General features: G+C 59.1%; 11 protein-coding genes and 2 pseudogenes. 10 read left to right on the top strand and 3 right to left on the bottom strand.

The window, feature by feature from the left end:
- The first annotated feature begins 34 nt into the window (after positions 1-34).
- The 6 genes and pseudogenes from ACR64R_RS28355 to ACR64R_RS28380 form a co-directional block, all read left to right on the top strand.
- Positions 35-490, top strand: a complete 456-nt coding sequence (locus tag ACR64R_RS28355; protein ID WP_487359519.1) for a trimeric intracellular cation channel family protein — start codon at positions 35-37, stop codon at positions 488-490.
- A complete protein-coding gene (locus ACR64R_RS28360) occupies positions 477-704 on the top strand; it encodes a hypothetical protein (protein WP_487359520.1) in 228 nt (75 codons plus the stop codon). The genes ACR64R_RS28355 and ACR64R_RS28360 overlap by 14 nt, the downstream gene beginning before the upstream one ends.
- A 947-nt stretch (positions 705-1,651) precedes the next feature.
- Entirely contained in the window at positions 1,652-7,366 is a 5,715-nt protein-coding gene (locus tag ACR64R_RS28365; protein ID WP_487362569.1) for a HAMP domain-containing protein, read from the top strand.
- A gap of 10 nt (positions 7,367-7,376) precedes the next feature.
- On the top strand, positions 7,377-9,425 hold the full coding sequence (locus tag ACR64R_RS28370) for a response regulator (RefSeq protein WP_487359521.1): 2,049 nt from the start codon (positions 7,377-7,379) through the stop codon (positions 9,423-9,425).
- Between the two features lie 82 nt (positions 9,426-9,507).
- Positions 9,508-9,579: pseudogene (locus ACR64R_RS28375) on the top strand (hypothetical protein); the annotation flags it as partial.
- Between the two features lie 168 nt (positions 9,580-9,747).
- Positions 9,748-9,897, top strand: a pseudogene (locus ACR64R_RS28380) (NAD(P)(+) transhydrogenase (Re/Si-specific) subunit beta); the annotation flags it as partial.
- Between the two features lie 812 nt (positions 9,898-10,709).
- Here ACR64R_RS28380 and ACR64R_RS28385 read toward each other — a convergent pair.
- Together ACR64R_RS28385 and ACR64R_RS28390 are read right to left on the bottom strand one after the other, a co-directional pair.
- Positions 10,710-12,083, bottom strand: a complete 1,374-nt coding sequence (locus tag ACR64R_RS28385; RefSeq protein WP_487359522.1) for an HlyD family type I secretion periplasmic adaptor subunit — start codon at positions 12,081-12,083, stop codon at positions 10,710-10,712.
- Positions 12,076-13,827, bottom strand: a complete 1,752-nt coding sequence (locus ACR64R_RS28390; protein ID WP_487359523.1) for a type I secretion system permease/ATPase — start codon at positions 13,825-13,827, stop codon at positions 12,076-12,078. Before ACR64R_RS28390 ends, ACR64R_RS28385 begins: the two co-directional genes overlap by 8 nt.
- Positions 13,828-14,941: 1,114 nt before the next feature.
- Between ACR64R_RS28390 and ACR64R_RS28395 the strand changes: the two genes are divergently transcribed.
- Genes ACR64R_RS28395 through ACR64R_RS28410 form a run of 4 tightly spaced genes read left to right on the top strand, consistent with a single transcriptional unit; the run spans position 14,942 to position 21,604 of the window.
- On the top strand, positions 14,942-16,153 hold the full coding sequence (locus ACR64R_RS28395; protein WP_487359524.1) for a glycosyltransferase: 1,212 nt from the start codon (positions 14,942-14,944) through the stop codon (positions 16,151-16,153).
- Positions 16,150-17,412: an O-antigen ligase family protein gene (locus ACR64R_RS28400; protein WP_487359525.1), complete on the top strand. Its 1,263-nt coding sequence runs from the start codon at positions 16,150-16,152 to the stop codon at positions 17,410-17,412. The genes ACR64R_RS28395 and ACR64R_RS28400 overlap by 4 nt, the downstream gene beginning before the upstream one ends.
- A complete protein-coding gene (gene asnB / locus ACR64R_RS28405) occupies positions 17,412-19,397 on the top strand; it encodes an asparagine synthase (glutamine-hydrolyzing) (protein WP_487359526.1) in 1,986 nt (661 codons plus the stop codon). The genes ACR64R_RS28400 and asnB overlap by 1 nt, the downstream gene beginning before the upstream one ends.
- Positions 19,394-21,604, top strand: a complete 2,211-nt coding sequence (locus tag ACR64R_RS28410; RefSeq protein WP_487359527.1) for a GumC family protein — start codon at positions 19,394-19,396, stop codon at positions 21,602-21,604. The genes asnB and ACR64R_RS28410 overlap by 4 nt, the downstream gene beginning before the upstream one ends.
- 279 nt (positions 21,605-21,883) lie before the next feature.
- On the opposite strand, the gene ACR64R_RS28415 is transcribed toward ACR64R_RS28410, so the two are convergent.
- The gene (locus ACR64R_RS28415; RefSeq protein ID WP_487359528.1) at positions 21,884-22,138 is read right to left on the bottom strand and encodes a Trm112 family protein; all 255 of its coding nucleotides are present in this window, start codon (positions 22,136-22,138) and stop codon (positions 21,884-21,886) included.
- Between the last annotated feature and the right edge of the window lie 211 nt (positions 22,139-22,349).

Genomic DNA, 22,349 nt, shown 5'->3' on the forward strand with positions numbered 1-22,349 from the left:
CGCTGATGCATTAAGCTTGAGCGGCGGGCCCGTTATGATCACCATTCAAACCTTAGTGCATATTCTCGACCTGGGCGGGACCTTCGTTTTTGCTATCAGCGGGGCCGTTGCCGCGATCAATCGTCGGCTCGACATTTTTGGCATCCTCGTTCTGTCTTTCGTGACGGGAAATCTCGGCGGGATCGCCCGCGACGTGCTGATCGGTGCCGTTCCTCCGGCCGCATTGATCGATGGCCGGTATCTGCTGGTTTCAGTTGTGGCCGGTGTCGTCAGCTTCTTCTGGTATGCGGGCGTCGACAGGCTACGTAGTCCCGTACTGCTGTTCGATGCGGTGGGTCTTTCGTTCTTCGCGGTCGCCGGTGCGCAAAAGGCGATCGAGTTAGGACTGAGCCCGGTGATGGCGGCGCTTTTGGGTATGTTGACCGGAATAGGCGGCGGCATGACGCGGGACGTCCCTTCTCGTGGAAATCCCACAGGTGCTGCGTTCTGATCTCTATGCCGTCGCAGCTCTGGCCGGCGCCGCGATCGTCGTCGGCGGCGACATGATCGGTGTCTCCTACGGCATCTCGGCTCTGACTGGAGGTGTTTTGTGCTTTTGTCTCCGCTTCATGGCCATCAGATACGGCTGGCGCCTGCCGGTCGCGCATCTCTCTGCTCGCGGCCGGGCCGCTGCAGATGCTTCCGACGATGATGAGCCGCATTGAACTTGGTGAAAGGGCCTACGGACAAGCCGCCGATCATTCGCCACTGGCCAGAGCGGCAGGAATCCCGCAACGGCGCAGGTGGCGTTCGCGTAGCCCGTCGAAAAGCCATTTTCAGTGGCGGCAACAAAGTCACCTCGCAAGCAACTTCTTCCCGATGGCAGACAGTCCGATTTCGGCCCCAAAGCTGCGGGCGAATGTTGCTGCCGCCGATCCACTACGAACCAGCGCACGGGTCTTCTAAACGCGGCGGCACGACTGCTCCCTGACGTTAAGCACTGCCTGTGAAGAATGTCGGCTGCTCGACCGATTGGACCCATCACTGCGACACCATCGAGACCGACAATGACAGCTGGCAATTCAAGATCTGCGACAACGATCACGCCACCTGACCTGACCTAGTCTCGTCTCGGCAATCCCGGCCAGATCCGCCAAGTCCCATGCCCCCGCTTTATGCCCGCCGCGCCTATGGCCCGATCGCCACATGAAGCCGCAACAGTGCGCAGAGTCGCTTCTGCAACCCGGACAATGACCGCGCTATTGGCCGCGCGCGACGAGGAGCAGATTGTCGATCGTGACGCCGATCAAATGGCGCGTGCTTCTCGTCGACCACTCCGAGATCAAATCCCAGCCCGCCCAGAATTTTGACTTCGTTCGTTGTGGGTGTTTTTTGACGCAAGTCTCCAGGAGCAACCCCCGCGACGTGAGCCGTCTCGTGCGAGAAGCTCGTGGCCCTCTGGCCTTTGGACATAAGGACGATCTCGCCCGGCCCGAGGGAATTCCGCATCGGCAACAATGAGATTTGGCGGGAGGACGGGATCCGCGGAACCATCTGGCTGGTTCCACGTTGTCGGGCTTGCGGTGGATTTTACCCTGCCACCGCACGGGGCTTCGTTAATCTAGTATCCGCAATTTCACAAAACCGCTGGCTTGGGAGTGGCACTGTGAGTGTGCAGGCATCAAGAGCGCAACTCGACCGTCGTCAAATTCTCAATGCATTGAAAGCCTTCAGGCGCGGTGATTTTTCCGTTCGGATAGACAACGTCTACGACGGTTTGGATTCGGATATCGCCGATGCCTTCAACCAGATCGTCGAACTCAATGATCAGGTGACCCGTGAGTTTGAACGGCTCAGCCGGGTCGTTGGCAAGGATGGCAGGATTGGCGAGCGTGGGCACGTTCGCAATGCCACCGGAAGTTGGGAGTCGAGTGTCAGGTCCGTAAACGACCTTATCGAGGACATGGTGCAACCGACCGCCGAAGTGGCTCGCGTCATCGGTGCTGTGGCGAAAGGTGATCTTTCCCAAACAATGATGGTCGAGATTGACGGGCGACCTCTGCGCGGCGAGTTCCTGCGTATCGGCAAGATCGTCAACACGATGGTGGGGCAACTGGCGTCTTTTGCCTCCGAGGTCACGCGAGTCGCGCGCGAGGTGGGGACGGAAGGTAAGCTCGGCGGGCAGGCGCGGGTGAAGGGCGTGGCTGGCACCTGGAAGGATTTGACCGACAACGTCAACGCCATGGCCACCAATCTCACGGGCCAGGTGCGCAACATCGCTGAAGTCACCACAGCTGTCGCCTCAGGGGATCTATCCAAGAAGATCACGGTCGATGTGAAAGGCGAGATCCTCGAGCTCAAGAACACCATCAACACGATGGTCGATCAGCTGAATTCATTTGCTTCGGAAGTGACGCGCGTCGCGCGTGAGGTCGGCACTGAAGGCAAGCTTGGCGGCCAGGCACGTGTCGAGGGCGTTGGCGGCACATGGAAAGATCTAACCGACAATGTGAACTCAATGGCGGAAAATCTGACCGGCCAGGTCCGCAACATCGCGGAGGTGACCACGGCAGTGGCGTTGGGTGACCTGTCGAAGAAGATCACCGTCGACGTGAAGGGCGAGATCCTTGAGCTGAAGAACACCATCAACACGATGGTAGATCAGCTGAACTCGTTCGCTTCAGAGGTCACCCGCGTGGCGCGCGAAGTTGGGACCGAGGGCAAGCTTGGGGGGCAGGCACAAGTTCGCGGCGTAGCCGGCACATGGAAGGACCTCACCGACAACGTCAATTCAATGGCCGAGAATCTGACCGGGCAAGTTCGCAACATCGCCGAGGTCACAACAGCGGTTGCCTCTGGCGATCTGTCAAAAAAGATCACGGTCGCCGTGCAGGGGGAAATCCTTGAACTCAAAGATACCATCAACACGATGGTCGACCAGTTGAATTCTTTTGCTTCGGAAGTCACACGCGTGGCGCGCGAGGTGGGGACGGAAGGCAAGCTCGGCGGTCAAGCCGAGGTGAGGGGAGTAGGCGGCACTTGGAAGGACCTTACCGACAACGTCAATCTTATGGCGGCCAATCTCACCGGCCAGGTTCGCAACATCGCTGAGGTGACAACGGCCGTCGCCCGGGGCGACCTTTCCAAAAAGATCACCGTCGACGTCAAAGGCGAAATCCTGGAGCTCAAGGATACCGTCAACACGATGGTTGACCAGTTAAACTCCTTCGCCTCCGAGGTCACGCGCGTCGCCCGTGAAGTCGGTTCGGAAGGCAAGCTTGGCGGCCAGGCCCATGTCGAAGGCGTCGGCGGAACATGGAAAGATTTGACCGACAACGTCAACGCCATGGCCGGCAATCTGACCGTGCAGTTGCGTGACGTGTCGAAAGTGGCAACCGCGATCGCCACCGGCGACCTTACCCAGAAGATTACGGTCGATGCCTTGGGAGAGATTCTGCAGATCAAGGACGTCATCAACACGATGGTTGATCAGCTGAATTCCTTTGCCTCGGAAGTGACGCGCGTGGCGCGCGAGGTCGGATCTGATGGCAAGCTCGGCGGCCAGGCCCAGGTCCGAGGTGTGGCGGGCACGTGGAAAGACCTGACCGATAACGTGAATGCGATGGCCGCCAATCTGACTGGCCAAGTGCGCAACATCGCGGAAGTAACCACCGCAGTGGCGCTGGGCGACCTTTCGAAGAAAATAACGGTCGACGTGAAGGGCGAAATCCTTGAACTCAAGTCGACCATCAACACCATGGTCGACCAGCTGAACTCCTTCGCGGGCGAGGTGACGCGCGTGGCGCGCGAAGTCGGCACCGAGGGCAAGCTGGGAGGCCAGGCCCAGGTGCGAGGTGTCGCCGGCACCTGGAAGGATTTGACCGACAACGTGAACTCTATGGCCGAGAATCTTACCGGTCAGGTTCGCAACATTGCCGAGGTGACGACTGCGGTCGCGCGCGGCGATCTCTCGAAGAAAATCACGGTCGACGTAAAGGGCGAAATCCTTGAGCTCAAGTCGACCATCAACACCATGGTCGACCAATTGAACTCCTTCGCCGGCGAGGTCACGCGTGTGGCGCGCGAGGTGGGCACGGAGGGCAAGCTTGGAGGTCAGGCCGAGGTGCGAGGTGTCGCCGGCACCTGGAAGGATCTGACCGACAACGTCAACCTGATGGCGACAAACCTCACCAACCAGGTGCGCGGCATCGCCGATGTGGTGACTGCCGTCGCTCAGGGCAATCTCAAGCGCAAGCTCACGGTGGACGCCAAAGGTGAAATCGCGTCGCTCGCGGACACCATCAACGGGATGATCGAGACCCTCGCTACCTTTGCCGACCAGGTCACCAACGTTGCGCGCGAAGTCGGCATCGAGGGCAAGCTGGGAGGCCAGGCACGCGTGCCGGGCGCAGCCGGTCTTTGGCGCGACCTTACGGATAACGTCAATCAATTGGCGGCCAATCTGACCACTCAGGTCCGCGCAATCGCCGAGGTCTCCACGGCGGTGACGAAGGGCGACCTGACGCGCTCGATCAGCGTCGAGGCTTCCGGAGAGGTCGCTGCATTGAAGGACAATATCAACGAGATGATCCGCAACCTTAAGGATCAGACGTTGAAAAACGCGGAGCAGGATTGGCTGAAGACCAATCTCGCTCGCTTCTCGCGAATGCTGCAAGGCGAGCGCGATCTAGCCACCGTGTCACGTCTAATCATGTCTGAGCTCGCTCCCCTCGTGAACGCTCAATATGGCGTGTTTTATGTGACCAACCGCGATGAGGAGGAATCCTATCTGGAACTCGCGGCGTCCTATGGCGCCGAGAGCAAGGCGGCCATCAAGCAACGGCTTGATCTTCGGGAAGGCCTCGTCGGCCAAAGTGCCGCCGACAAGCGTGCCATCATGCTTGACAATGTCCCGCCAGATTTCCTGCGTGTGACGTCCGGCCTTGGAAGCGCCTCGCCAGCGAATGTCATTATTCTCCCGGCTTTGTTTGAAGATGAAGTCAAGGCGGTCATCGAGCTCGCATCCTTCAGCGAGTTCCGCGACACGCACCAGTCATTTCTCAATCAGCTGATGGAATCCGTCGGCATCGTCCTCAACACCATAGCGGCAACGATGCGAACTGAAGGCCTGCTCAAGCAGTCGCAATTGCTGACGTCCGAGTTGCAGGCCCGCCAGACCGAACTGACCAAGAAGCAGGAGGAGCTGCACGCCACAAACGAGGAGCTGCAGGAGAAGGCTCAGCTTCTGGAGAACGAAAAGAAGCAGGTCGAAAACAAGAACCTCGAGATTGAAATGGCGCGTCGGGCGTTGGAGGAGAAAGCCGAGCAGTTGGCGCTCACTTCCAAATACAAGTCCGAGTTCCTTGCCAATATGAGCCATGAACTCAGAACCCCGCTGAATTCGTTGCTCATCCTGTCGAACCTGCTCGCTACGAACCAGCAAGGCAATCTAAACGACAAGCAGGTCGAGTTTGCGCGTACTATCAATTCGGCGGGGACCGACCTTCTCAGCCTTATCAACGACATCCTCGATTTGTCGAAGATCGAGTCTGGCACCGTCTCGATCGACATCAACGATATGCCCATTGCGCATCTGCGCCAACATATGGAGCGAACGTTTCGTCAGCTGGCGGCGGACAAAGGGCTTGGCTTTGCAATCGATGTCGATCCGGCTCTTCCGGAGACTGTACGCACCGACGAAAAGCGCCTGCAGCAAATCGTTCTCAATCTGCTTTCGAATGCCTTCAAGTTTACGTCCGAGGGCCAGGTCAGCCTAAAATTCCTTCTCGAAAAGACCGGGCGCGGTAATGGCGCAAAACAGCCGGTTAGAGCACTTGCCATTGCCGTGACAGACACCGGGATCGGCATCCCGCAGGACAAGCAGAAGCTGATCTTCGAGGCGTTTCAGCAAGCCGACGGCACGACCAGCCGCAAATATGGAGGAACCGGTCTCGGCCTCTCGATCAGCCGCGAGATTGCGCGTCTGCTTGGCGGCGAGTTGCGGGTTGAAAGTGTCCCTGGAAAGGGGTCGACATTTACGCTCATCATCCCAATGGACGGTCCAAGCGTTTCCGCGCTGGCCCAGCCGGAATTACTTCCAGCCACCGAGGCAATTGCCACGATGGCAACTCCGAGCGGTCTGCCGTCGGCGGAATTGTTGGACGATCGCGATGCCATCTCGGCGGAAGACCGGGTCGTCCTGATTGTCGAGGACGATCCGACCTTCGCCGGTCTCCTGCTTGGCCTGGCGCGATCTGCTGGACTGAAGGGCGTATTGTCGACCGCGGGTTCCGGGACCTTGGCTTTGGCACGTAAGCTCGTTCCCGATGCGATTACGCTGGATCTGGGTCTTGCCGACATCGACGGATGGGTTCTGTTCGACTTGCTGCGCCACGATCCGAAGACGACAGGCATCCCGGTTCACGTGATTTCCGGCGCGGAAGACCTCGAAGACCTGTCTCGCAAAGGCGCAGCGAGCGTCTCCACAAAGCCCGTATCGTCCGATGAGCTGATGACGGTGTTCGAGGGAATTCATTCCAGGAAGCTACGGGTCCAGCGAAGGGTCCTCGTGGTCAATTCCGATTCCGAACGGCGCCTTTCCCTGGTCGAGACGATCAGAGACGGGGTCACCTCGGTCACTGCCATTAGTCGCGCAACTGCCGCCGACGATATTGAGCTCGCTTCATTTGATGCCGTCATCGTCGGTCTTGGAAGGTCCGCCAAGGACAATGCGCAGGCCCTCGACGAGCTTACGAAACAGTTTTCCGAGGGTCTGCCGCCGCTTCTGTTCTTTGCCCCCCACTCCGACGCGATTGAACAGGTGTTGGCGCTTAACCCAGCTTGGAACGATGTCCCGCGAGCCGAGAATTTTGCTCAACTGGCCTTACACATCTCTGCGACCCTTCCTGGAGGATTGCGGGAAGGCAGCGGGGCAGGGGAGGGGCACGCCGACGACAAATCCAGTATTGCCGGCGCAAAAGTCCTGATCGTCGACGACGATATCCGGAACATCTATTCACTCACAAGCGTCCTGGAGACTTACGACATCGAGGTCCTCCACGCCGAACGTGGACGCGATGGCATTGCCCTGCTGGAACAGAACCCCGACGTCGACGCCGCCTTGATCGACATCATGATGCCGGAGATGGACGGCTATGAGACGATGAGGAGGATACGCAGCACACCGGCCATCGCTCACATCCCGCTGATCTCGGTGACGGCCAAGGCAATGAAAGGCGATAGGCAGAAGTGCCTGGAGGCCGGTGCCTCCGACTACATTGCCAAGCCTGTTGATCTCGACTTGTTGCTGGCACTCCTGCGCGTTTGGATCGGTCGCTCTCGGACCAGGACGGTGGCGCACCAAAATCTGCTCGTATCAATAAACTGACGGGTGCCCGGTGCAAAAGTCGTCGCGGATTCGTTCGAAGAAACTTGAGATCGTGCAGTTGGCGGCTCCCCCGTCGAAGGCGCGGATTCTTGCCGTCGATGACGACGAGAGGAATCTGCTGGCCATTGATGAAGTTCTCACGCCAATTGCGGAAGTGGTTACGGTGCAATCCGGCGAGGAGGCGCTGCGCCGCCTGCTAAAGGAGGATTTCGCCGTTATCTTGCTGGATGTGCTGATGCCAGGTCTCGACGGGTACGAGACAGCCGCTTTGATCCGCCAGCGCGAACAGTCCAAACGGACACCACTCATTTTCCTCACGGCCATCAATAAGGAAGACGCCCATATGCTGCGCGGATACGACGCCGGCGCAGTTGACTATGTGTTCAAGCCTTTCGACCCGGTCATGCTGCGATCCAAAGTGGCAGTATTCGTCGAGCTGCACGAAAAGACGATCGAGATCCAGCGCAAGGCGACCGCCGAGCAGGCGTTATTGGCAAAGGCCTTGCAGGCGGAAAGGCAAAAGCTTGAGGCAGAGCGGTCGCTGCGAATTGCCGAGGAGCGGCAGGAAGCCATTCTTGGGTCCTTGCCTGTATGCTTTCACGCCAGGGCCGCCGAGCCGCCATTTGCCGCCCGCTTTGTGACCAAAGGCGTCGAACGCCTGACGGGGTTTCCTCCGGAACGGCTGACTTCCGATCCCCGGTTTGGCCTGAGCCGGGTGCATCCGGACGATCTTCCCAAGGTAGCAGAAGCATTGCTGGCGGCGAAGGCAAAGGGTTCCTATACGTGCGAGTTCCGTTGGCTGTGCGCCGATGGCAAATACCGCATCTTCCTTGACCAGGGCATCCTGTCGAAAGGTGGCGACGGACGCCGGCCGGAAATCCTGGGCACACTGCTTGACGTGACGGAGCGGCGTGCGCTTGAGGACCAGCTTCTTCAATCACAGCGCCTCGACGCAGTCGGAAGACTAACGGGTGGACTGGCACATGATTTCAACAATCTACTTGCGTCGGTCCTGAGTGGACTGGGTTTGCTCGAACGCCATGTAGCCCTCGACGAGCGCGCAAAAAAGGTCATTGAATTAACTCGCCATTCCGCGAGACAGGGCGTCGACCTTGTCACCAGGATGCTCGCCTTTTCGCGGCGCCAGAATCTGAAGCCGGCGGCGGTTAGCTTGACCGCGCTGGAAGATACGATGAACGGCCTGGTGGCACCCGTACTGGGTGGCTTGATCCGCTTTGAATGGATGGTCGACAACTCCGTTTGGCCCGCCCATGTGGACGTCGGCCAATTGGAACTGGCGTTGATGAACCTTGTATTCAATGCGCGCGACGCCATGCCGACCGGCGGAACAATAGTCGTCAGCGCACAGAACAGGAGCATTGCGGCAGCATCCGCAGATCTGGAGCCCGGAGATTATGTTGTCATCACCGTCAAGGACACAGGCGGGGGCATCCCGCAGGAAATCCTGACCAAGGTCGTCGAACCCTTCTTCACCACAAAGCCGGTCGGGAAGGGCACCGGATTGGGTCTCAGCACCGTGTACGGTTTCATGAAGCAGTCGGGTGGAGCGCTGCGCATCGACAGCATCGTTGGTCGCGGTACCTCGATGGAACTTTGGCTCCCCCGTTCAGCGCAGGAGCCACAAGCCAACGCAACGGACCCGGATCGTGACCAAACTCCTATCGAAACTGGAGGGAAAGCTCTTCCCTCCCTTCTGCTGATCGATGACAGTAGCGGTTTGCGGCAGCTAACTGCCGAATCATTGCGGCAACACGGCTTTGCAGTAACCTGTGCCGCCGGGGGTGCCGAAGCGCTGGCAATCATTGAGCGCGCGCCGCATGACTTCGATGTCATTGTCACCGATTTCGCAATGCCCCTCGTCTCTGGGGTGGAGGTCATTCGCTTCGCGCGCAATTTGCGCTCCGACTGGCCGGCGGTGATAATTACTGGCTATGCCGACGCCGACGCGCTTTCCAACCGTCCACCGGATGTGCCGTTGGTGAACAAGCCTTTCCGCGAGAGAGATCTCATAGAAAGCATTCTCCGTGTCCGACGCTGATACGGGCGCTTTGGCGTAGGTTATAAGACGTTCGTGCGCGACCGGGGCAGGCGGCAGGGGTGGCTATGTCGGCGCAAGGCTCATACAAGCGGGCGGCGACGTCAGCGTCGTCGCTCGCGGCGCGCAACTTGCAGCGACGCTGCGGGATGGTCTCCGGATACGGAGCATCGCCGGCGATCTGTTTTTACCCGATGTGTCTGTCAACGCCGAGCCGGCCGATAGCGTCGAAACTCTCAGCCGCCATGGGCCGGAAGCCACAGTGGCTGGCGGTGCCAACTGCATATCTGGCTTCATAGGCCAACCAGGTGAAATTGGCGCCGCCAAGACCGTCCTTTTCGCCATCCATCCGGTGGCTGGCCGACTTCCCGGCCACATGAACGTGCTGCTCGCCTAGGCAAAGGTGCCGTATGACGTCGTGCTCGAAATGGTCGAGTTCAACCACGACTTTCCAAGCACGGACGTGGTAATTGTTTAAGGTTTTCGGGAGGCTCTATATTCCGACTCCCATGGCAGCGCATCGAAATCAGGCTTGTATCCAGCTTCTGTGTACAGATCCCGTGTCATATAGCTCCCCTTGGGGCCATTCATCACGCAGATAAATGGTGGGAGCCCTGGGCATCGATAAAGGCCGGTGAGGGGCGTAGTGGAATTCTCCATGTCGGCAGTATTTGCACGCGTCCGCTTGTCGTCTTCATCTGTTCTGATGAACCGGCCCAATCCCCTGTGCCGCAGTCTGGCTGGTGGTAGCCGTGTTTTGTCCATAACCTGTTTTTTGGGTAGGCCAACAACAACCGCAGCCGCTGTTCTCAAGTCACTGCCGCTTTATGGTGGAAATATCCCCGCGGGCAACGCGTTAGCGAACTCTGGCGTGTGCCCGCCAGCAAAACGCGTCCGCATTTGGGGGAGTGTGCAAGGGCAAATTGACTGAAACGCCTGAATTATTGCGTTATGCTGGGTCGGGCGGCCCGGCTCGAAAGCGGGGGAGCCCACGAGCCGGGTCTGACCGGCGGGGGCACGGACTAGATACGGGGCCGCCGGCTGACCCTATTATATCAGTGTTTGCTAAACCGAATGCCATCCGAATGAAGGACGCCGGAGCTGACATGATGCGGAGCGACTACAAGTTTACGTTTGTCTCTCTCCGGCAAGAGAGATCATATCGATAGCATCATCTACATTGTCGGACTGGTGTCGTAGTCTTAGCTGCCTTGAGTTTTTACGGTTTGAGACGTTAGGGCGAGGCCAACACTCGGCTTGCCCCCTAAGCTGGTTGCCCGCGGCACGTTACCGAAAAGCGTGTGACATCTGATCGGTGAGTGGCTTCACAAGGTAGGACCAGACGCTTCGCAGGCCCGTGCTTATGTGAACCTCGGCTGGCATGCCTGGCCTCAGCCCCCTTGCGTCCGTGAGGCAATCGGTCCTGTCTTGAACGCTGATGCGGGCCGAGAAATAGGAGAGTTGGTGCTGCTGATCCTTGATCTGGTCTGCAGAAATCCACTTCACATTGCCACGGCATGCCGGTGTGGTGCTGGCATCGAACGCCGGAAAACGTATAGAGACTGATTGTCCGGACCGAATGTCGTCTATCCGCGATGGGGGAACGTGAGCGTCAACGACAAGGTTGTCCGCGTCGGGGACAATGGTCATCAGCAGCTCCCCCGGAGCGATCACGCCGCCAATGGTATGGACAGTGGATTGCTGTATCGTGCCCGATTGGGGCGCGCGGATCTCGGTTTTGGTCAACTCGTCCTGCGCCACAATCTTGCGCTCATCGAGTTCGGTTCGACTGGCCTCTGTTTCACGCAACTCTTTGGTTACTTCGCTGCGTCTTTGTTCGTCGAGTTGCAGGACCTGCAATTCGGTCTCCGTGATCTTTACCTGCGCTTCTGCAACGGCTGCCGCCAGCCGCCCAGACTCTCCTTTGGCCCTTGTCGCATCTAGCCTGACGTTGCTCAGCCTCTCTTTCGAGACCAGTTTCTTGGAATAGAGGGTATCCACATCGGTAAGATCGCGGCCGAGCAAGGCGGCCAATTCGTCCATCGCGGCCTGCTGGGCCTTTAGGCCTTCGAGCTGACGTTCAATCTGCTCGGTCTGACTTCGAAGAAGCGTCTTCTCACCAGTCAATTCGGATGTGCGCGTTTCAAGCAAAGTGCGCTCGCCATCGACCAACGCCACCACATCCGGATTGCCCATGTCCGCCTGTAGACCGCTCGGAATCGGCATTTTCGACAGCCCCTGACGTTCGGCGTCCAGTCGAGCAAGCCGCACCGTCACGCGGTTCAAATCCTCGCTGATAATCTTGAGATTTGCCCGAGCCAGCGTGTCGTCCAGCCGCACCAACACGTCGCCTGCTCGCACATGATCACCGTCTTGCGCATAAATCCCGCTGATGGTGCCACCCGTCGGATGCTGCACCTTTTTGGTGTCGCCTTCGACGACCACGGTTGCTGGAGCGACTACGGCACCTGCTATCTTGGTCAAACCGAGCCACAAACCACCGCCGAAGACCAACAGGCAAGTCACTGTCAACCCCAGCGCCAGGCTGGGTCCGAGGTTGCCAGGTGGTGTTGACCCCTTGTTGCCAGCCGAGCGCGGGCCGGCATCAAATAGGATGGAGGATGGGAGGAGACCTACCACGCGAGGAAGCACTTCACGCATGCCCGCTCACACCTTGCATGGGCATAACCGGGGACGGACGGTTCGTTGAGGAAGGAGGTTGTCGCACTATGCTCGCCAACACCTCTTCGCGAGAGCCGAACGTGCGCACCGTACCGTTTGCCAGCACCAGAATTTGATCAATGTTCGTGAGAGCGGACGGACGATGCGCAACTACGATGACGATGCCCCCACGCTTTCGCACCGCCAGAATTGCGCCGGCAAGCGCGGCGTCGCCTTCGACATCCAGGTTTGAGTTCGGCTCATCTAGAATGACAAGGAACGGATCGCCATAAAGTGCCCTGGCCAGACCAATTAATTGCCTTTGACCAGCCGACAAGGCTCTGCCTCCAACGCCGATGCGCGTTTGGAAACCGTTCGGCAAATTCATGATCAATGAATACACGCCCGCGGCCTTGGCGGCGGCTAGCACACCCTTGGGGTCGCTCTTGCCGCCAAATCTCGAAATGTTGTCAGCGACCGTTCCGTCAAAAAGTTCAACGTCCTGCGGAAGATAACCGATGTGGGATCCAAGCGAGCGCGGGTTCCATTGATCGAGCGAGGCCCCGTCCAGCCGGACTTTGCCACAAAGCGGATTCCAGGCTCCAACCAACGCCCGTACTAGTGTTGTCTTGCCTGAGCCGCTTGGGCCGACAATGGCCATGCCTGCACCGCTGGTCAGGCGAAAGCTTACGTCGACCACGGTTGGCTTTGGCATACCGGGCGGAGCAACTGTCAGGCTCTCGACGGTCAGTTGTGTGTGCGGTGGTGGCAATTCCATCGGTTCGATCGGATTTTCGAACGCCTTGAACGTGGCATCGAGCTGGAAATAGCTATGTCGGATCGACAGGAAACCTTTCCAGTTTGCGATTGCCGCATCCACCGGAGCGAGCGCGCGGCCAAGCAATATCGATGATGCGATGATAATCCCGGGGGATGCTTCGCCGTCGATCACAAGGTAGGCGCCAAGCCCCAGTGCACAGGATTGCAGCGCCATCCTCAGCGCCTTCGACATTGAAGCAGTCCCGCCAATGATGTCGGACAGCCGCTCCTGATTTGTCAGGTAGCCATGAACGACGTCGCTCCAGCGGTGCCCCAGCCTGGGCGAGAGGCCCATCGCATAAACGACCTCGGCGTTGCGGCGTCCCAATTCGGCAAGAGCGCGTTGCGAGATCATCGCTTCCGACGTCAGTCTGGCCGGCCTGCGGCCGAAAATCTCCGCGACCGCAGTTATTGCGATAACCGCAATAGCGCCAACTGTCGCCAGCACGCCAAGGGCCGGGTGAAGTAAATAGATAATCAACAGATAAAAAGGAATCCAAGGCGCATCGAAGATGACCGTCGGCCCGGATCCTGCGAGGAAGCCGCGCAGGTTATCAAGATCTCGCAATGGATCTAGTCGATCTGTTTCCCGGCCAGCTTTAAGAGGCAAGAGAAGCGAAAGGGCGAATGCCCTTTGGTGGAGGTTCTTGTAGAGCCGGCTGGCAATGCGGGCCAACAGGCGGAGTCGAACGAGATCAAGCAGTCCATAGGCCGCGTAAAGCCCTAGCATCCCAGCAGTCAACGCGACCAGCGTCGGCACACTCTGTGACGGCAGCACCCGGTCATAGATCTGCAGCATATAGAGCGACCCGGTCAGTGCCAGGAGGTTCGTCACCGCAGAAAAAAGCCCGATCCCAAACAAGCCCGGTGCGCAGTCCGACAACGCGCTACGCAAAAGAGAAGACGATTCGTTCTTGGTCTTCATAGCCTCTTGCTCTTCACGCGGAAGCGTCGCGTGGCTCTCCTGGCTTTGGCCAATATCTGAAATCCCTGCGTTCGGAACGCTCCCGTATCGGGTCAACTTCCCGCGGAAAACCCAAATATGAGACGGAGCTAAGGTATTCGAACTTTAGTCAAAATGAAGCAAAATCGTGGCGGAGCTTGCGTTTGCCGCCAGGCAACTCGGTGAAATTCGGGGATAACGCAACGGAAGTGACCCGAACCACACGTCTGATATTCTGGGCCCATTGCTCTGAAAACGCGGCGTTTTTCTTGCAAGCACGTTTCTCGCTAACGCCGCGGCAATCAATTATTTTGTCCGATGAAATCGGTTCGTGAGTAATTCCTAAATTATCTAGAAGGTCCGCCGGGCACGTTGCGCATTGCAAGCGTAGTTCTGCTGCACAATGGCGGTGGCACCAAACTCTACGCGGCTTGAAAAGCGTGGGCTGGGAAGCGGCACGTCAATCGGATCACTGGAGCTGGTGTCTGCTCCCTTGGGATGGATAGCTAGGGGTAGCGTAGCGGTGCAAGACTATCAGGGCCAGGCGACGTCTGCCGAAAGGGCAGCGCACAAAGTCTAGGCGCCGAGGCTCAATCGGCTGCAAAGCTCGCTGCACGACGGCCTCCAAGGCGAGCCACCGAACCCAGGATGATCATCGTGCTCCGAGAACGTGGCACGGCGCTTGCGAACAAGCCTTGGGAGAAACCTCAGCAATCGGCGCGCGCCAAAGCAAGGCGATCGTGCGTCATCGCTCCGCTTTTTTCATATCAGCTGCTCGGCACTTCCTCGCCCTTGGGCTGGCGCGATACGGCAGCCCGAACAGACCGCAAGTCATCGTTCAGCCAGGGATGCGGACCCGTCTGTCGCTGAACAGACTGGCCCTTTGACGGTTGTAGTTTGACCTTTCTAGGTTGCTAGCCGGTGCGCCTGGGGGCCACATCGTCCCGTCATTCGAACGGACGAGGACAAGCGTTGGGCCCCCCCGTAGCTTTGTCATGACCGAGCGCATTCTCGCAAAGATAGCGGCCATGAGAAAATACTTTGGTTCCAGCGATGTCACGGTGCTGGTGGACCGCAATGTTTGTGGAGCGGAAAGATGAAGCCGCACTTGGTCTGCGTCGGCGGCGAAGATCACGCGCTAAGAGTTCCGTTCTTCATGGAACTGCGTGACAGAGGCTTCCAGATCACGGCCGTTTCAACTTGCGACGGAGCCTCGTTTCTGAGGCGCGGGATCCCCCATAGGCGCTACGGGTTCGACCGCTTCAGCAGTGGCAGCGGGAAAGCGGGCGCGATCAGGAACCTTCGCGGATTACTCGAGGAGCTGCATCCCGACATCGTGCAGAGCTTCGATACGAAGCCTAATTTCTTGACCCCATTTGCAACACGAGGGCGGGTGCCTGTTGTCCGTACCATCAACGGACTAGGCTGGACATTCTCGTCGCTTGCGCCGCGCGCTTTGATGCTGCGACCTATTTTCGCCGGTCTGCAGTGGCTGGCGTCCTATTGGACGGCCGCGACGGTCTTCCAGAACCGTGATGACCAAGCGTTCTTTCAACGCTACCGGCTTCTCGGACATGGCAGCAACTGCCTGATTCCTGGTTCCGGCATAGACATAGGCGCCTTCGCGACTGCCCGGCATCTTGGCGAACCAGCCGCGCGGATGCGTCAGGAATTCGGGCTTCAATCGGCGGAAGTCGTCATGTTTGTCGGACGGTTGACTCTGCAGAAAGGTATCCCGACCCTGCTTAAGGCTGTCCCGAAAGTCCTGGCCAAAAGACCGAATGCGCGCTTCGTACTGGTTGGACCTTGGCAATCTGAAGGGCCGTTCGCCGTCCCAGAATCAGAAATTCTGAAGCTTGGTGCCAAGGTCGTCGTGCTGGGCAAACGCCAAGACATTCCCGCCCTTCTGGGTATGGCTGACGTGTTTGCTTTTCCAACCGAATACCGCGAGGGAGTGCCGCGCGTATTGCTGGAGGCCGGACTTGCCGGGCTGCCCATCGTGGCTTCAAGGATGCCGGGCTGCACCGATGTCGTCCAAGACGGTTGGAACGGCTATCTGGTTGCGCCCCGTGACCCGGATGCACTGGCCGGTCGCATTGTAGACCTGCTCGCGGACCGTCAACGGGCGGTAAACATGGGCGGGCGATCCGTCGACCTTATCAAGCAACGCTTCGCCCTGTCTGGGGTAGTCGATCAATATTGCGAGCTCTACAGGAGCGTCCTTGCGGCTAAATCGAAGGGCGGTCTCGCGCATTCAACCTTGGCGCAACACGCCGCGAATCGCCGATTGGGAGAGTCGCGCCGATGATGAGGGATGCTTTGCTCGCTGCGGGCGTTGCCTTGTCATTCGCATCGCAGATCTACGTGCCGGGGCTGCCATTTGGCTATGGCGAGTTGTTTCTTGGCCTTTGGATGCTGCTCTCGCTCTGCCGGATACTGGCGGGCGGCTCCATAGAGGTGACTCCTGCCTTCGCAAAGCTGGCCAAGTTCTGGTTGCTTCTATCCCTGACCTTGGCGGTCGGGACCATAGTCGGGTACTTCACCTCGGTACTTTATCTGACGGGACTGGCCCACGATACGATGGCCTATGTGCTGCTGGCGAGTGTCACCTGCCTCGCTGCACTGGAGCCAGACGCGGGGGCCCGCTTGCGGCGCAGCGCCTGGTGGGCGATCGCCATCGCCACAGGCGCTTTCCTGGTACAGCTTGGACTTGCATGGGATTGGATCCATCAGTCCGGGGTCGAGCCATGGTATTGGGACCGCTTGCGCGGCTGGTCGGAAAATCCCAATCAACTCGCGCTTTATTGCGCAGTCTTCGGTCCTTTGGCACTACATCTGGCGGCGACCACCAACAACCGGTGGGCTCAGCTCTTGGCGCTCTCCAGCCTTGTCCCGATCTTTTATGTCGGACGGCTGACCAAAAGCGATACCTATCTCTACACCACTATTCTGAGCGGTCTCGTGTTTCTTGGACTGCGGCTAAGGGCGTGGTTCGCTTCGGGTTCTGGCAAAGTCAGCCTGCCTCGCGAGATTGCACTCTTGGTGGTCATCGGGGCCGTTCCGCTGGCGATCGCGGCGGCACCCTACGCCGTTGCGGAGGAGAGCAACGTCGCAGAGTTCGCCAAGAGCCTCACCAAGGATGGAGGTGACGAGGCAACTGCAGAGACATTCGACCTGCGGGTTTTCCTGTGGTCCCAGGCGATCGAGACGGGATTGCAATCCTGGTCGCTTGGCCTTGGTCCGGGTCCACACCTTGAGCGGCCGCCGGTCGCTGACAAACAGTTCCTCGAGCGACCATTCGAAGCCCATAACACAATACTGGATCTCTATCTTCAAGGAGGGCTGGTGGCGGTTTTGGCTCTGGCTTGGATTGTGGGGTCGGCCGCGATGTCCGTTTGGCGCAGCCGCCTCGATGCACTGTCGGTGCTGCTTGCCTCGGTGGTCGTCTTCAGCTTGCCACATCTGATCATCCGCCATCCCATCGTTTGGTTCGCGCTCACGTTCTGCCTTGTGGCAGGAACGCTTCCCGAGGTTCGGCCACGGCCTCGGTATTCGGGGATTAGCTGATGTGCGGGATTACTGGAATTCTGCTCTCGCCAGAGCAGTTCGATGCGAAGTTGCTCGAGGAGATCGGGCCCATGACGAGTTCACTTCGGCACCGGGGGCCCGACGGCCAGGGCCTCTGGATGGATCGCGATGCCGGAATCGCCTTTGGCCACCGGCGACTTGCTATCGTGGACTTGTCGAGTACCGGTCAGCAGCCAATGCGCTCCGCTAGCGGTCGCTACATGATCAGCTTCAATGGCGAAATCTACAACTTTCGCCAGCTGCGAGACGAGCTCGAAAGTGCGGGCTGTCAGTTTCGTGGCACAGGCGACACTGAAGTCCTGCTCTGCGCGGTGGAGTTGTGGGGTCTGGAAGCTGCCCTGAACCGCTTTGCAGGGATGTTCGCCTTCGCATTGTGGGATCTGAAAACCCGAACTCTTCACCTCGCTCGGGACCGCATGGGCAAGAAGCCGCTTTACGTGGCGTTGGCGGGAGGTGCCCTGGTGTTCGCCTCGGAGCTCAAGGCGCTCAGGCGCTTCCCGCCTTTCGTCGCCGAACTCAATCTCGAAGCCGCCGTGTCCATGCTGTCGAAAGGCTGGGTTCCCGATCAGGCATGCATTTGGCGTAATGCGTTCAAACTGCCCCCCGGCTCGGTCCTTTCAGTAAAATCTTCAGACCTAGCGGAGTCGAGCAACGCGGATTCACTAGCCGAGCGAGTCAGTCATTGGTGGTCGCTGGCCGACATCGCGAAAACCGGCCGTACGCACCAGCTAGTCGGCAGCGACGATGATCTCACTGATCAGCTTGACGATCTGCTGCGGCTTGCGGTCCGCGAGCGGATGATCGCCGATGTGCCGCTAGGCGGTTTTCTGTCGGGGGGGGTCGACAGCAGTGCCGTTGTGGCTCTGATGCAGGTGCAATCCCGAACGCCAGTGCGTACCTTCACGATCGCTTTCGGGGAGGGCGGTTTTGACGAGTCTGGCTATGCCGCCGAAGTGGCGCGGCATTTAGGGACCGATCACACGCAGCTTCGTCTTTCTCCGGAAGCCGCGCGCGAGGTCATTCCGGAACTGCCGCGGATCTGGGATGAGCCGTTCGCCGACGAATCCCAGATGCCGAGCCTGTTGGTTGCCCGTCTCGCCAGCCAGCATGTTACGGTAGCGCTGTCGGGCGACGGCGGCGACGAGTGCTTCGCCGGCTATGGCCGCCACTTCATGGCGGAGTGGTTGACGCGCCAGCAAAGCCTACCTTTGGTTGTGCGGCAAACCATGGCTACGGGGCTTAGCCTGTTGGCCCGAGGGGCGCGCGAGGATATACTGCGCCGGCTTCCTCTCGGACCGATCATGCGCCACATGCTGCGCAGTGATCGTCTCAACCGCATGTCCGGCCTGATCGGAGCAAGGCACGAGGACGATTTGTACCAGCGGTTGGTTAGGTCGCCGACGGCCAGCCTCACTCATGGGCAGCCGCGACCAATGTGTGAGATACCGAAACTCGATGGCCTTTTGTCGCGGCTTCTCTACGACGACATGGCCAGTTATCTACCCGGTGACATATTGGTAAAGCTCGATCGCTCCACCATGGCCTATGGCCTGGAAGGACGTTCTCCCCTGCTTGATCATCGGGTGGTCGAATACGCTTGGCGCCTCCCATCCCGCGCAAAGGTGCGCGACGGCAAGGGCAAGTGGATCCTTCGCAATCTGCTGCGTCGTTATCTTCCGGACCGGCTGATCGAGCGGCCGAAGCAAGGTTTCGACGTACCGATATCGATCTGGCTGAGAGGACCGTTGCGCAATTGGGCTACCGATCTTCTCGCCGACATCCGGCATGAGGGCGATGAGGTGCTGGACAGCGCCAAGGTCGACAGATGCTGGCGCGATCACATGTCGGGGCAGGATCGCTCGCGCGAATTGTGGTCGGCTTTGATGTTTCAGGCCTGGCGCAATGAGTCCAGGAAAACGCCTTATGCGGCTTCCCCGCGCGAACTCGACATGGCAGGAGTATGAAAATGGCAAGTTCCGCCGTCAGCCGGATCAAGGTCCCGCAAGCCGTTGCCTCGCCTGTCCCCGCGGTCGTGGAAGCCGGCGAGCGAATGCGGCCTCGGCGCGAATACGAACCATCAACTCCCACGCACGAGCTGCTGGCAGTTCTGGCAAGAAGAAAATGGCTCATCCTTGCCTTGGCGATCGTCGGCGGAATACTCGCTGCAATGGTGGGGCTTGCTCGGCCGGTGCTGTTCGAGGCGACCAGCCAGCTTATCATCGATGCGCCGGCACGAATTTCCGTTGCCCCCGGCAATGCCTCCGCGCAAGACGTCATCGATTCCAGCATTGATGATCACATCACCATGCTCTCCTCGCAGGGCCATATGCGCCGCGTCGCAGCTGCGCTGCACGCCCTCGAAGGTGTCGCGCCTGGACGCGGTTCGTCGGACACGCCGGCTCCCGGATCGGCCGCGAAAACCCCATCCATACAGTCTTTTGCAGCAGGCATTATCGAGCGGCTCTGGCCGCAAAACGAGCAAGCGGCGGCCGACCCCGACCTCAAGCAACTTCGCAATAGAATAAGGATCGGGCAGGAGCTGCGCTCGCGGATAATTTCAGTCGCTTTCGCGGACGAGGATCCAGCGCGAGCTGCACTGGTGGCAAATACATTCGCCCAGGTCTACATCGACGAACTTGCAAGAAAGAGACTGGCGGACGACAAGCAGGATCTCAACGCAGTGGTCGCCAGTCTGCCGGGGGTACAAAGCGACCTGTCTGCGGCGATTGCTCGGCTGGAGAAGTATCGGTTGGGCCCCGGTGCCGTAGATCAAGGCTCAGCCGATAACGCAGCCCGTGAACGAGCTGATCTCAGCCAGCAAATCTCCATGTCGAGGGCTGATCTCGCAGCGATGGAATCGCGACTTCAGCACATCAAGGACCTTCGCAAGCAAGGCGCGCCAGTTGCCTCGCTGGCCGAAGCCTTGGGGGCGCCGGAGCTGGTTGACCTTGCGGCGCGCCAGGCTACTACCCCTGGCGACAAAGATCTCGCCGCCGCGATCGAGAAAGCAATCCAGCATGGCATTGCCAAAGTCGAGGCGGAGGTGAGCACCTACCGGGCGCAGGTCAGCTCGCTCGAAAATCGCCAAACTGTTCTGGATGCGGTCGGAGAAGATACCGCTAGCCGGCTTTCGGGATTGCGAGCGCTTGAACCGCAGGTAACGCTGCTTACCCAGAGATACAATGAACTCTTGAGCCGCCAGCAGGAGCTGACGAGACGTGTCGCGGCTCCTTCGGCAGGCGTCTCGATCCTTTCGCCGGCTTGGCCGCCGACAAAGCCTCAGACGCTGCCGCCGATATTCCTTGTCCCCCCCGGAATGATCGCATTTGCCATCCTTGCCGCCGTCCTGGTGCTGATCCGCAACAGATCCAATCGCACTTTGCGGGGAGAAGCCGAGACCGAGGCTGCGTTGAGTGTTCCATGTGTCGGAATGGTTCCGGAACCTGGCAAGATCGCGATGAAGAAATTGCGAGAACTGGTCTTGGATGAGCCCAACTCGGCCTACAGCCGTGCCGTGACGTCTCTGCTGATCAGGGCCGCGCCAAATCAAGCCAGGACCAATTCGTCACAGACCATCCTTGTTGCCTCCAGCCTGCGCTATGAGGGTGCGAATGAGCTTGCCTGGAGCTTGGCACTGGCCGCCACGCGATTGGGCGGTCCCGTTCTTCTGATCGATCTTGAGCGCTCGCATCATCAGCTCACGCAAGAGTTCATCCGTCACGGGGGGGGGACGAAAGCTTATCTGTCGTTCGGCGATTTTATCGGCACTCGTTGCAGTCTGCAGGATGCAGTCGTAAGCGTCCCTGGCGCCGGCGTCGACCTGATGACTGTTGCGCCAGGTGACGATCTGCTTGGCCTGTTAGCTCGCGTCGACAGCCTTGAATGCAGGGATGAACTGCGGGCCCAGTACAGCTTGGTGGTCATCAACGGGCCCTCCGGCCTTGCGGGACCGGAAGCAAGCCTTCTGACGAGTTGGGCCGACTCGATACTTTTCGCGGTCCGTTGGAACAAGACTCCCCGGCATATTGCCCGAGGCGTTTTGGAACTTCTTCGCAAGGATGGTGTCGTTTCGGTTGCCATAGGATGCGTGCTCACTCGGGTCAATCTCAAGCGACACGCCAAATACCGCTTCGGCGATAGCGCGGATCTCCTGGTTGCGCGGATACCGTGAAATTGGCCACGATTGGCCGCTAAGTGCAAGCCGATCGCGAGTGAGCGAGCTCGCAGTCGGACCAACACCCGTTGTTCAAAGGAACGTGCGAGACCGCTCGATCGAAGTGTCGGGACGCGATCTCAAGAGACGCAGTACTGTTTCAGCGGGAAGCTTGGCGCGTGGTGCAGACGCTGTTAGCCGACAGATTTAGCCCGGTTTGAGTTCAGCCGAGTGCAATGCGATTTTGCGGCTTGATATCGGCATATCGCCCATTGCGCGGCATTGTTGGCGAGCAGGCTAACCGTCTCGTCCGGTGATGCCGGGCAAGGGATTTGGAGCCATACCGGAGGTGATTGCCCGTGCCTCGGACGACAGCATGATCGGTATACCATCACGTACGGGGTAGGCCAGTCCAGCGCTCGCCGAAATGAGTTCGTCGTTATCCGCATTCCAGGCCAGCGAACCCTTGCTGATCGGGCACACCAGCAACTGCACAAGGGCGAAGTTTAAAGGAAGCTTTGTCATCTTCTCGTCTCCGTCTTTCTTGGCCATAGGCCACTCAGTTCCGATCGGGACGCCACTTCCCTTCGATCGGCTTTGCTAGATCGGCAGCTGCTTTCGGCAAAAAAGAGAAGTCACATTGAGTCGCTTGGCGCTCGCCAGATCGGAGCTCCCGAGGACCTCACCGCTTTCGCCGATCAGCCTTTGGCACCGCGACCACCTCGCGGTGAACACGGGCATTCCCACTACATTCAGCCATTGG

This window comes from Mesorhizobium sp. MC2-1-1 (assembly GCF_057597255.1).